At 71.4% G+C, this 12,360-nt stretch carries 9 protein-coding genes; 8 read left to right on the top strand and 1 reads right to left on the bottom strand.

Translation table 11 applies throughout. The annotated features are described in order from the left end of the window. The first annotated feature begins 499 nt into the window (after positions 1–499). The 7 genes from ACFY29_RS12590 (at position 500) to ACFY29_RS12560 (ending at position 10,394) form a co-directional block, all read left to right on the top strand. Complete coding sequence (locus ACFY29_RS12590; RefSeq protein WP_355602034.1) at positions 500–1,870, top strand: L-serine ammonia-lyase; 1,371 nt, start codon at positions 500–502, stop codon at positions 1,868–1,870. A 71-nt stretch (positions 1,871–1,941) separates the two neighbouring features. Further along, on the top strand, positions 1,942–2,769 hold the full coding sequence (locus ACFY29_RS12585; protein ID WP_328422898.1) for an ABC transporter permease: 828 nt from the start codon (positions 1,942–1,944) through the stop codon (positions 2,767–2,769). Beyond that, complete coding sequence (locus ACFY29_RS12580) at positions 2,770–3,516, top strand: ABC transporter ATP-binding protein (protein ID WP_355602038.1); 747 nt, start codon at positions 2,770–2,772, stop codon at positions 3,514–3,516. Next, on the top strand, positions 3,513–5,591 hold the full coding sequence (locus tag ACFY29_RS12575) for a DUF5941 domain-containing protein (RefSeq protein WP_386985536.1): 2,079 nt from the start codon (positions 3,513–3,515) through the stop codon (positions 5,589–5,591). Before ACFY29_RS12580 ends, ACFY29_RS12575 begins: the two co-directional genes overlap by 4 nt. A 15-nt stretch (positions 5,592–5,606) precedes the next feature. Further along, positions 5,607–7,817: a CDP-glycerol glycerophosphotransferase family protein gene (locus ACFY29_RS12570; protein WP_386985534.1), complete on the top strand. Its 2,211-nt coding sequence runs from the start codon at positions 5,607–5,609 to the stop codon at positions 7,815–7,817. Between the two features lie 81 nt (positions 7,818–7,898). After that, complete coding sequence (locus tag ACFY29_RS12565) at positions 7,899–9,251, top strand: ABC transporter ATP-binding protein (protein WP_386985531.1); 1,353 nt, start codon at positions 7,899–7,901, stop codon at positions 9,249–9,251. Positions 9,252–9,344: 93 nt separating this feature from the next. After that, on the top strand, positions 9,345–10,394 hold the full coding sequence (locus ACFY29_RS12560; protein ID WP_386985529.1) for a hypothetical protein: 1,050 nt from the start codon (positions 9,345–9,347) through the stop codon (positions 10,392–10,394). Between the two features lie 13 nt (positions 10,395–10,407). Here the strand turns inward: ACFY29_RS12560 and ACFY29_RS12555 are convergent, their stop codons facing one another. Then, entirely contained in the window at positions 10,408–11,577 is a 1,170-nt protein-coding gene (locus ACFY29_RS12555) for an acyltransferase family protein (protein WP_386985527.1), read from the bottom strand. 287 nt (positions 11,578–11,864) lie between these two features. Between ACFY29_RS12555 and ACFY29_RS12550 the strand changes: the two genes are divergently transcribed. Beyond that, positions 11,865–12,329 (top strand): DUF4442 domain-containing protein, encoded by a 465-nt coding sequence (locus ACFY29_RS12550; protein WP_386985525.1) that lies wholly within the window; start codon positions 11,865–11,867, stop codon positions 12,327–12,329. The last annotated feature ends 31 nt before the right edge of the window (positions 12,330–12,360 follow it).

Below are 12,360 nucleotides of genomic sequence, written 5' to 3'. Positions count from 1 at the left end.
CCGCGCCCCGCGCCCCGCGCCCCGCGCCCCGCGCCCCGCGCCCCGCGCCCCGCGCCCCGCGCCCCGCGCCCCGCGCCCCGCGCCCCGCGCCCCGCGCCCCGCGCGAGATCGTGCTCGATCCTGGATGTAGTGGCCTTGGGGCGGGAGGAGACCACTACAACCAGGATCGAGCGTGATCTTGGGGCGGCCCGGCGGCCGGGCGGCCGGGCGGGCGGGCGGGCGGGGAGCGGGCGGGCGAGCGAGCGGGCGGTCCGTGTGCCATGGGCGCCGGGATGCTGCGGGGAGGTGGCGGTGAGACGGCGGGTGGGCGGCGGTCAGGTGGCCGCGTCGCGCTGGCCGGGTGGGCGGTGAGCTGGGCGGGTAGGCTCGCTGGTTGGGCACCCACACCCCGGGTGACCAGCGGCCGCCCGACCGGGCGGCCACGAGCGGGGCCACCTGACCAGGCGGCCACGACAGGGCCGGATCCCGCACGACGGGACGACGGCGAGGAAGCGCAGCCATGATCAGTGTTTTCGATCTCTTCAGCGTCGGCATCGGGCCGTCCAGCTCGCACACCGTGGGGCCGATGCGGGCCGCTCGCACCTTCGCGGCCGGGCTCAAGGCCGACGGGCTGCTCACCGACACGACGCGGGTGCAGGCCGAGTTGTTCGGCTCACTGGGTGCCACCGGGCACGGCCACGGCAGCGACCGGGCGGTGCTGCTCGGGCTGGCCGGCGAGGCGCCGGAGACGGTCGACACGGACACCGTCGGCCCTCGGGTCGAGCGGATCCGGGCCGAGCGGCGGATCAGCCTGCTGGATGCGCACGAGATCGACTTCGACCCGGGCCGGGACCTGACCCTGCACCGCCGCCGGTCGCTGCCGTACCACCCGAACGGGATGACCTTCGTGGCGTACGACAGGGCTGGTGCCGAGCTGCGCAGCCGTACCTACTACTCGGTCGGTGGCGGCTTCGTGGTGGACGAGGCGGCTGCCGGCGCGGACCGGATCAAGCCGGACAGCACCAAGGTGCGGTACCCCTTTTTGACCGGGGCGCAGCTGCTGGAGGCGACCACCTCGAGTGGCCTGTCGATCAGCGAGGTGATGCTGGCCAACGAGCGCTCCTGGCGCAGCGAGGCGGAGATCCGGGCCGGCCTGCTGGAGATCTGGCGGGTGATGCGGGAGTGCGTGGAGCGCGGCTGCGAGCGGGACGGCGTACTCCCGGGTGGGTTGAAGGTCCGGCGGCGCGCGGCGGAGCTGCGGCGCAGCCTGGAGGCGGACACCGGGACCACCGACCCGCTGCGCGTGATGGACTGGGTGACGCTGTTCGCCCTCGCGGTGAACGAGGAGAACGCCGCCGGTGGCCGGGTGGTCACCGCGCCGACCAACGGCGCGGCCGGGATCATCCCGGCGGTGCTGCACTACTACACCCGGTTCGTGCCGGGTGCCACCGACGATGGCGTGGTGCGGTTCCTGCTGGCGGCCGGGGCGATCGGCGTGCTGTTCAAGGAGAACGCGTCGATCTCCGGCGCGGAGGTCGGCTGCCAGGGTGAGGTCGGTTCGGCCTGCTCGATGGCCGCGGCGGGGCTCGCCGAGGCGCTGGGCGGCACTCCGGAACAGGTGGAGAACGCCGCCGAGATCGGGATGGAGCACAACCTCGGCTTGACCTGCGACCCGGTGGGTGGCCTGGTGCAGATCCCCTGCATCGAGCGGAACGCGGTGGCTAGCATCAAGGCGATCACGGCCGCCCGGCTGGCGCTGCGCGGCGACGGGGTGCACGCGGTGTCGCTGGACAAGGTCATCAAGACCATGCGGGAGACGGGCGCCGACATGAAGGTCAAGTACAAGGAGACGGCGCGCGGCGGACTGGCCGTCAACGTGATCGAATGCTGAGTCTGGCCGACTCGGGGCATTCGTTCACCGACTGCTAACCTGTCGTCCGTTTCAGGAGGCGGGAGGCTGCGGTGACCTCTGGCGTCGCGGCGTTGTGGTCGCACCGCAACTCGCTGCGAATCCTGGTCAGGCGCGACCTGGCGGTCAAGTACCAGCAGTCGGTGTTGGGCTATTTCTGGTCGCTGATCGAGCCGCTGGGCATGGGCGCCATCTACTGGTTCGTCTTCGGCGTGCTCTACTCCCGGGACACCGGGCGGCACCTCGGCGAGGCGGCCGGGTCGTACCCGCTGTTCCTGATCACCGGAATCTTCGCCTGGATGTGGACCAGTTCGGCGTTGAGCGAGGCGACCAACGCCCTGACCGGCCAGTCCCGGCTGATCACCACGATGAACGTGCCGCGCCAGGTCTTCCCGATCGGCCGGGTCACCGGCCGGTTCGCCGAGTACGCGGCCGGCCTGCCGATCCTGATCGCCATCGCGGTGATCTACGTGGCGCACGGCCGGATCCACCTGGGCTGGTCGCTGCTTTCCCTGCCGCTGGCGGTGGCCGTCCAGGCGGTCCTGCTGGTGGGGCTCGCGCTGTTGCTCTCCGCGTGGAACGTGCTGATGCGCGACGTGGAGCGGCTCATGCGGCTGATCATTCGGGTGCTCTTCTACGCCACGCCGATCATCTACCCGCTCAGCCTGGTCCGGGAGTCCGGCCTGCCCGGTTGGCTGAAGGTGCTGTACGAGCTGAACCCGCTGGTCGGGATCTTCCAGCTGCACCACGCGATCTGGTACCCGGACGAGTTCCCGGACGCCCGGCTGCTCGCCACCACGGTCGCCGTCAGCCTGCTGGTGCTGGCCGCCGGCTGGTGGTCGTTCCGCCGGTTGGAACCCGCCGTGCTCAAGGAACTCTGAATGGGCGCGCCGATCATCGAGGCAGACGGCCTGGGCATCCGGTTCGTCCGCAACCGTCGCCGCCAGTTGCGGCTGCGGGAGCTGTTCATCCACCGGGGTGGGCGCGGTGCCCTGCCCGGCCAGTTCTGGCCGCTGCGCGACGTGTCGTTCACCGTCGAGCCGGGCGAGACCGTCGGGGTGATCGGCCGCAACGGCACCGGCAAGAGCACCCTGCTGCGGCTGATCGCCGGAGTGCTCATTCCGGACGAGGGCAGCATCCGGGTGCACGGCGCCGTGGCCCCGCTGCTGGAGCTCTCCGCCGGTTTTTCCAACGACCTGACCGGGCGGGAGAACTTGCACCTGGTCGGTGGGCTGCACGGACTGTCGACGGGCTATCTGAAGCGGCACTTCGACGAGATCGTCGAGTTCGCCGGCGAGCAGGTGGAACGGGCCATCGACACGTCGGTTCGGCACTACTCGTCGGGGATGAAGGTGCGGCTCGGTTTCGCGATCATCTCGCACCTGCCGCACCCGATCCTGCTGATGGACGAGGTGACCGCGGTCGGGGACGCGGAGTTCCGCAAGAAGTGTTACGCGACGATTGATCGTCTGCTCGGGGAGGGGCGCACGCTCGTGCTGGTGTCACACAACGAAAAGGACCTGACCCGGTTCTGCCGTCGGGGGTTGTACCTCGACGCGGGCCGGTTGACGCTCGACGGCACGATCGCCGAGGCGCTCGACGCGTACCACGCCGCGGTCCCGCGGTGACGGTCGCGATCGTGCTCGCCGCCGGGACGCCCGCGGCGGGCCTGACCACCGCGACTGGCGAGCCGCTGGCCGACCGGCTCGCCGCCCAGTTGCGCCGGGCGGGGGCGGACGAGGTGCGCTTCGCCGCCAACCTCGACGAGTTGGCCGCGCTGGCCGACTCCGCCACCGGTCCGCTGCTGGTCACCGGCACCGACCTGGTCGCACACACCGCCGTGCTGCGGCACCTGGCCACCAGCCCGGTGGGGCCGACGGTGGCGCTGGTGCTCGGCGACCCACCCGTACCCGGGCGGACCGCCGTGCGTGAGGAGCGCGGCCAGATCGTCGACGCCGGCGCGGTGGACGCTCTCGACGGCGACGCCACCGGCGTGTTCGGCGGCGCGCTGCGGGTCGGCGTGGACGACCTGCCGAACCTCGCCGCCGCTGCCCGGGCGGCAGCGATCGGCCTGCTGCCCATCGCCACCCCGCTCGGCCCGGCCGGGGACGTCGCGCCGTTCGAGCCCGCCCCCGGGACGGGGCGGCCCGACGCGGGCGAGCGTCCCGCGCCGGTCGCGGCCGGTGGCCCCGGGTCCGCCGTGGACCGGCTCGTCGCGGGTCTCGCCGCGCTCGGCACCCTGATCTTCGCCCAGCGGGTACGCCTGCTCGTCGCGCACCGGGTCGACGACGCGGCCGGGCTGGCCGCGGCCGAGGCTGCGGTGACCGCGGTCGACGAGGACCGGGCCGAGTTGCGGCTGTCGGTGAAGGAGAAGGACGACTTCTTCTCCACCTACTTCGTCAGCACCTGGTCGCCGTACGTGGTCCGGCTGTCGGCCCGGCTCCGGCTCACCCCGACCGGGGTGACGGTGATCTCGGTGCTCTTCGCGTTGGCCGCTGCGGTGCTGTTCGGGGTCGGCGGTCGACCCGCGCTGGTCAGCGGCGCCGTGCTGCTCTACCTCGGCTTCGTGCTGGACTGCGTCGACGGCCAACTGGCCCGCTACACGCGGCACTTCAGCGCCTGGGGTGGCTGGCTGGACACGATGGCCGACCGGGCCAAGGAGTACCTGGTCTACGCCGGGTTGGGCTTCGGGGTGAGCCACGCCGGGCTGGGCAACGGCTGGGCGTTGGCGATCGCCGCGATGACGTTGCAGACCGTCCGCCACATGACCGACACCTGGTACGGGGTGCTGCACGACGAGGCGGCTCGCCGGCCACGTGCGGCGACGGGTGCCAGCGGGGGGATCGGTGACCGGTTGAACGCCGCGTCGACCCGGGTGCAGGCGGACACCGGCTCGCTGTCGTACTGGCTGAAGCGGACCGTGGTCTTTCCGATCGGCGAGCGGTGGGCGCTGATCGCGCTGACCGTGGCGCTGTTCAACCCGCTGGTCAGCCTCATCGCGGTGCTGGTCTGGGGTGCGCTGGCATTCGCGTACACCGGGGCGTTGCGGACGCTGCGGGCCCGCTGGATGTGGGTGCCGGTGCTGGACACCGTCGATGCCACCCTGCACCGCGACGACGGTCCGTTGGCCCGCCGGTTGCCGGTGGTCCGCCCGATGGGGCCGCTCACCCTGGCGGTGATCGCCGCGCTCGGCTCGGCGGCTCTGCTGGTCGCGGCGCTGCTCACCGACGCGCCCGACGGGTTGCGCTGGGCGGTGCCGGTGGCGCTGCTGGTGCTGCTGGTCGGCGGCCTGGGCTCCGGGGCCGCGCACAACGGCCCGCTGGACTGGCTGGTGCCCGCCGCGCTGCGGGCCGCCGAGTACCTGTTCGCGATCGCGGTCGGGGTGGTCGGCGGGGCGCCGGGGTGGCTGATCTTCGGCTACGTCTTCGTGCTCACCGTGCACCACTACGACCTGACGGCCCGGCTGGAGAAGCGGCAGGCGGCACCACCGCTGCACCCGGCAACGCTGGGCTGGGAGGGACGCTCGGTGCTGCTGGCCCTCGCCGCGATTGCCGGAATCGTGAGTATCGGAATGGCTACACTCGGTACGTACCTTCTCGTGGTTTTCGTGGCGAGCGCCGTCCTGGCCTGGTTCGTCCGGCCGGCCCGTAGCGCGCGGGCGTCGGCCGCGCCGGTGGGCGCGGGAGGGGCCGCGCCGCGCTGACGGAGGGACGGCCGGATGACCCTGATCAGTTTCGTGGTACCGGCCTTCCGGGTGCAGGGATACCTGCGCGAGTGCCTCGACTCGATCCTCGGCCAGCCGGAGACCGACCTCGAAGTGATCGCCATCGACGACTGCTCACCGGACGCCAGCGGCGAGATCATCGATGAGTACGCGGCCCGCGACCAGCGGGTCCGGTCAGTCCGGCTGCCGGAGAACGTCGGCCTCGGTCCGGCCCGCAACGTCGGGCTGGACCGGGCCGTCGGCGAGTACGTGTGGTTCCTCGACGGCGACGACTGGCTGGCGCCGGAGTGCCTGCCGGAGGTGGCCGAGCGGTTGCGGGCCACCCGGCCGGATGTGCTGCTGGTCGACCATGTCCGGACGCACTGGAACGACACCGTCACCCGGAGCGCGATGGCCGAGGTGTTCCCGGAGTCGCCCGGTGCGGCCCCCTTCCGGCTGCGGGAGCGGCCGGAGGCGATGCGGCTGCTGCACACCGCGTGGAACCGGCTGGTCCGCCGGGAGTTCCTGGTCGAGTTGGGTCTGCGCTTCGCGCCCGGCTGGTACGAGGATGTCTCGTTCAGCTACCCGGTGCTGATGGCGGCGCAGCGGATCGGCGTACTCGACCTCGTCTGCGTCAACTACCGGCAGCGCCGCGCCGGTGCGATCACCCGGACCCGGGGTGACCGGCATTTCGAGGTGTTCCCGCAGTGGCACCGGGTCTTCCACCTGATGGATTCCTGGGGGCCGGCGGTGGGCGCCCTGCGCCCTGCGGTCTTCGAGCGGATGATCTGGCACTACCTGACCGTGCTCGGCAACGGTCAGCGGATCGCCCCGGAGCTGCGGCCCGCCTTCTTCGCGCAGATCACGGCGGACTACGCCCGTTGGCTGCCGGACGGCGGCTACCCGGTGCCGGACGGGGTGGAGGGGATCAAGCATCGGCTGGTCGCCGCCGGCCGCTGGCGGACGTTCAGCGCGTTGCGGACCGCCAGCCGGACCCGCGACGTCGCCCGCCGGAAGGTCCGTACCGCGCGACGCCGGGTCGGCCCGGCCGCCCGGCGCGGCGCGCGGCTGACACGGGACGGCCTGCTGTACGAGTACTACCGGGCGGAGCTGCGCCGGCCGGTGGATCCGACGCTCGCGGTGTACGCGGCCTACTGGTACCGGGGATACGCCTGCAACCCGGCGGCGATCTACGAGGTGGCCCGCCGGCTGGCGCCGGGGGTGCGTGGGGTGTGGATCGTGCGCCGGGACCGGGTGGACAGCGTGCCGGCCGGGGCGGAGTACGTCATCGCCGGCACCCCGGCCTACTACCGGGCGCTGGCCCGGGCCCGCTGGCTGGTCAACAACGTCAACTTCCCGGACTTCGTCCGTAAGCGGCCGGAACAGGTGCACGTGCAGACCCACCACGGCACGCCGGTCAAGGTGATGGGGCTGGACCAGCAGCGCTATCCGATCGGGGCGGGCCGGATGGACTTCGCCGGGCTGCTGCGCCGGGTGGACCGCTGGGACTACAGCGTCAGCGCGAACAGCTTCTCCACCCAGATGTGGGACCGGGCTTACCCGGCCACGTACACCACCCTGGAGGTCGGCTACCCGCGCAACGACCGACTGGCCACCGCCAGCCCGGAGGAGGTGCGCCGACTACGTGCGGAGTTCGGCCTCGGCCCCGACGAGCAGGTGGTGCTGTACGCCCCGACGCACCGCGAGCATCTGCCCGGCTACCGGCCGCCGTTCGACCCCGACCGGTTCGTTGACGCGCTGGGTGACTCCGGCCGGCTGCTGATGCGCAGCCACTACTTCCATGACCGGGATCGCCGCTCCCGCCGGGCGGTGGACCGGGAGCGGGTCCGCGACGTCAGCGGGTACCAGCGGGTGGAGGACCTCTACCTGATCGCCGACGTGCTGGTCACCGACTACTCCTCGGCGATGTTCGACTACGCGGTGCTGGACCGGCCGATCGTGCTCTACGCCCCCGATTGGGAGGCGTACCGGCTGGCCCGGGGGGTCTACTTCGACGTCACGGCGGAGCCGCCGGGCGCGGTGGCCGTCACCTTCGCCGACCTGCTCGACCTGTTCCGGACCGACGCGCTGCGCTCGGACGCGGCGGCCAAGGCCCGCGAGCATTTCCGGGGACGGTTCTGCGCGCTGGACGACGGGCGCGCGGCGGAGCGGGTGGTCCGCCGGGTGTTTCTGGGCGAGTCGGTGGGGCTGTCGCCGCGCTGTTGATCGCGTCCGGCGCCGGCCCTCTGTCGCTTAATTGCAGCGTCACCGATCGAACATGAGACGTTCACCCGATGTGCTAATTCAATGATCCTGGTCACAGTCTTGTGGGGTTCGGTCGACGAGCTGGGGGAGGAGACGGTGACCACCGTCGCGCTCAAGGATGTCACCAAGATCTTCAAGGACGGCACATTGGCCGTCGACAGCGTCAACCTGGACGTGAACGACGGCGAGTTCATGGTGCTGCTCGGCCCGTCCGGCTGCGGCAAGTCCACGGTGCTGCGGATGATCGCCGGGCTGGAGGATCCGACCCAGGGCGCGGTGCTGCTCGACGGGGAACTCGCGAACGACCTGCCACCACGGGATCGGAAGATCGCCATGGTCTTCCAGGACTTCGCGCTCTATCCGCACATGACCGTCGGCGACAACATCGCGTTTCCGCTGCGGCTGGCCGGGGTGGAGCCGGAACCGCGGGGTGAGCGGGTCAGCGACGTGGCCAGCGCGCTGGGCATCGGCGACGTGCTGGCCCGCAAGCCCGGCCAGCTCTCCGGCGGGCAGCGGCAGCGGGTCGCGATGGGTCGGGCGATCGTCCGTCGACCCGGGCTGTTCCTGATGGACGAGCCGCTGTCCAACCTCGACAGCGGGCTGCGCGCCGAGTTGCGCGCGGAGATCTCGGGCCTGACCCGGGAGTTGGGCGTCACCACCGTCTACGTCACCCACGACCAGGCCGAGGCGCTCACCATGGCCGACCGGGTGGCCATCATGCGTCGCGGCGTGCTCCAGGACGTGGGCACCCCCACCCAGGTGTACGGACGGCCGGCGACGCTCTATGTGGCCGCCTTCCTGGGTAGCCCGCGGATGAACCTGCTGGAGGCGTCGGTCTACGTCCACCTCGACCGGTACGTCACGCTCAACCTCGGCGAGCAGTCGCTCTACCTGCCCTGGAACGACATCCGCAGCCGGGCGATCGCGCACTACCACGGTGAGCGGATCGTCGTCGGCATGCGGGCCGAGGCGCTCACCCCGGTCTCCCCGGACAGCCCCGGCGACGTGCTGCGTGGTCGGATCCGCTACCTGGAGCACCACGGGCACGAGTCACTGGCGTTCCTCGACATCGGGGCGACCGCGATCGTGGTCGACGAGATGGGCACGCGGCTGGACCCGGCGCCGGTGGGCCAGCGCGGCCTGCGCCGGTTCGGCTCGGTGATGCAGCGGCTCACCGGCAAGCCGGTGGAGGCGGAAGACGCGGCGGGTGGTGGCACCCGGACCAGCGTGCTCCCCGATCCGGGCCGACACCACCGCCGGCCGGCGGAGCTGGCGGTGCGGCTGGCGCCGTACCCGGCGGTTGCCGCCGGCCACGCGCTCGCCGTCTCGGTCCGGATGGACGCGCTGCACTTCTTCGACGAGCGCGGAGCCCGGATCGACGTGGGGTGGCGTTGACACCACGCCGGAGCGGGGTGGCGGAGGCGCCACCCGGTGTCCTACCGTCTGCGCACCCAGTCCACTTTAAAGACCACCGAGAGGGGTCCACCCGTGTCGGGTGATCGTCCCAGCCCGCTCGTCATCGAGCGCATCCTGCGCGACCGGCAGGGCATCTGGCAGCAGATCGTGGCCGAGCGTGACCTGAACGCGATGACCGGGCGGATGCTGGCCAGCTCCGCCATCGCGCTCGCCTGTTACGGTGCGGTGCTAGGCGCCTTCCACAGCCCGCTGATGGCGCTGACCTCCGCGCTGAAGCTGCCGCTGCTGTTCCTGGTCACGCTGGCCATCTGCCTGCCCACGCTCTACCTGTTCAACCTGGTCTTCGGTGCCCGGCTCTCGGTGCGCCAGTCGCTGGCGCTGGTGATGGTGGCGATCACGGTCACCTCGATGCTCGCGGTGGCGTTCGCGCCGATCAGCCTCTTCTTCCTGATCACCGCGCCCGACTACGGCTTCTTCAAGCTGCTCAACGTGGCGATCCTGACCCTGTCGGCGCTGGTCGGGCTGCGTTTCCTGACCGGTGGCATGCAGGTGCTCAACGACCACGGTCTGCTCGCCCCGGAGGCAACCCAGGCTCAGGCCCCGGCGCAGGCCGTGCCGGCCGCCGTGCCCGCAGGCACGGCGCCCGCTGCCGCCCCGGTGGCTGGCCAGGTCGCCGAGCCGGTGGCCGTGCCGGCCGGAGCGGCAGCGGCCGGGTCGGCCGGTGCGGTCCCGAACGGCGCCACCCCCGACGTGGCGTCGCCCGCCGCGCAGGTCCCGGCCCAGGTCCCGGCGCAGGTCCCGGCGCAGGTCCCGGCCCAGGTCCCGGCGCAGTGGGCCGGGCAGCCGGCCGTCGCTTCCTTCCCGCCCGGCATGCTGCCGCCCGGTTACGCGCAGCCGCAGCGCCCGTGGGGCAACCCGCCGGCACGGCGCGCCGAGCCGACGCAGCGGCCGGCCAGCATGACCCTGCTCTACATCTGGATCCTGCTCTTCGGCTTCGTCGGCACCCAACTGGCCTGGACGCTGCGCCCGTTCTTCGGCGACCCGGGGCAGGATTTCGCCTTCTTCCGCAGTATCGACGGCAACTTCTACGCGGAGATCCTGCGGACCATCGGCAACCTCTGACGACCCTTGCCGATCACGCAGGCGTGGTGGGCCTGCTGCTGGGCGCGGCCGGCGACTTGATCCTCAGCCAGCGGTTGACGAACCGCTGGGCCGGCCGCTCCCAGAGGAAGTGGCAGGCGGTCGCGACCGCAGTGATGAAGACGACGAGCAGCGTCATCTTGGTGAAGTAGGCCATGAAGCTGTCGTCCACCCACGACGCTGCACCGACCACCTGCATCAGCGGGCGATGCACCAGATAGAAGGCGAAGGAGACCTCGCCGAGAAACACGACGAGCCGGGTGCTGAGAAAGCGGCCGAGCGCGGACTGTGGGTACTGGCTCAGGCCGAAGAAGAGCAGCACTCCGGGGAGCATCCACATCGCGTCGTAACTGGCGTAGTAGTGGGTCCGGCCGGGCCAGGCCATCAGCAGCAGTGCCGCCGCGAGGGGAAGCCAGGTGAGCAACGGCGACAGCACCCGGTCCCGGGCGGCCGACGCGGGCCACGACCGCTTGGCCTGGCGGAGGAGCAGTGCCGCCACCATGCCGAGCGTGAAGTCCCCCAGGCGGGTGGCGGGCGTTCGGTAGAGCCACCGGTGCGCACTGAACGGGTTCGTGGCGGGCAGACCGTTGCGGAAGTGCTGGAACAACGCCGCGAGTACGAAGGCCGCGACTATCGCCGCCACGGCTACGGCGAGGAGAGCCTTGGCGTTGTTGGCGATCGGGCGCAGCGCCAACACCAGTAGCGGGAAGCAGGCGTAGAGAAAGAACTCGACGCCGATCGACCAGCCCGGTGCGTTGATGCCGTACGTGACGACGAGCGACGGATGCCAGGACTGCAGGGCGAGGACCTGGATGAGGAACCGACTCACGTTGGAGTGGTCGTCAACGGCCAGCCAGACGACGACGAGGACCAGCAGATAGAGCGGGTAGACCCGGGCCAGCCGACCGATCAGGTAGTTCCAGGTGCTGCGGGGGGTTGGCCGAGTGGCACCGTCGAAGTAGTTCAACGCGATGACGAACCCCGACAAGAGAAAGAAGAAAGTGACGCCGTTGCTGCCCGCTCCCATGATCCGGCGGACCGGATCCGGCAGCGACTCGTGCGCCGCCGAGTGATGAAAGAAAACAGCGAGAGCAGCGAACCAGCGCAATCCGGTCAAGGCGGGGATGTGCAGCTTTTGTGTGATGGCTGCGGGCGTCGACGTCATTCATTCCTCCAGTTCCGCGCCAGGTTATAGCACTCTGGGCTGCCCCGGCCGCCCTCCGGGAGGCGCTCTGATCAGGCGTATCTCCCACAGATTCCGGTGCGGGGACCCCGGTTATTCGCCGGCTGTTCACCTGATTCGACTTGCCGCTTTCGACAATTTTCGTGTGCGCCGAGAGGGCTAGTGGAAATGGGTGATCCGCTGGTGGCCGGCGAATGTTCGAACAATGAACACCGGCCGAACCCACGCCGGCCTTGCCCTGGCAAGTTACCCGCGAGTAGCGTCAGGGCATGACCATCGACTCTCGCCAGGTGGCGGCCGGCCTGCTGGAAGCGGTGCCGTTCGCCCGTACGCTCGGTTTCGAAATCGTCGAGGTGGCCCCCGAGGCGGAGGGCGGGGTGCGGGCAGTCGTCCGGCTCCCCGACTCGCCGGCCACCCACAACCACGTCGGCGGGCCGCACGCCGGGGCCATGTTCACCCTCGGCGAGACGGCCTCCGGCGCGGTGGTGCTGGCCGCCTTCGGGCAGCTGTTGGACCGAGCCGTGCCGCTCGCCGTCCGGGCCGAGATCGCCTACCGCAAGCTGGCACTCGGGCCGGTGCTGGCCACCGCGCGGCTCGGCCGGCTGGCTCTCGAGGTGATCGAAGAGCTGGAGTCCGGCCAGCGACCCGAGTTCCCGGTCGAGGTGGAGATCGCCACCGAGGACGGCACGCTCACCTCGGCGATGACCGTGGTCTGGACGCTGCGGCCGCAGTGAGCCGCGCCGGCGGCGGCGGAAACGGGGTTTG

It is taken from the genome of Micromonospora sp. NPDC000668, assembly GCF_042897975.1.
Taxonomy (GTDB): domain Bacteria; phylum Actinomycetota; class Actinomycetes; order Mycobacteriales; family Micromonosporaceae; genus Micromonospora.
The sequence above is the reverse complement of the archived record's forward strand: the minus strand, read 5'-3'. Positions and strand labels throughout refer to the sequence as shown.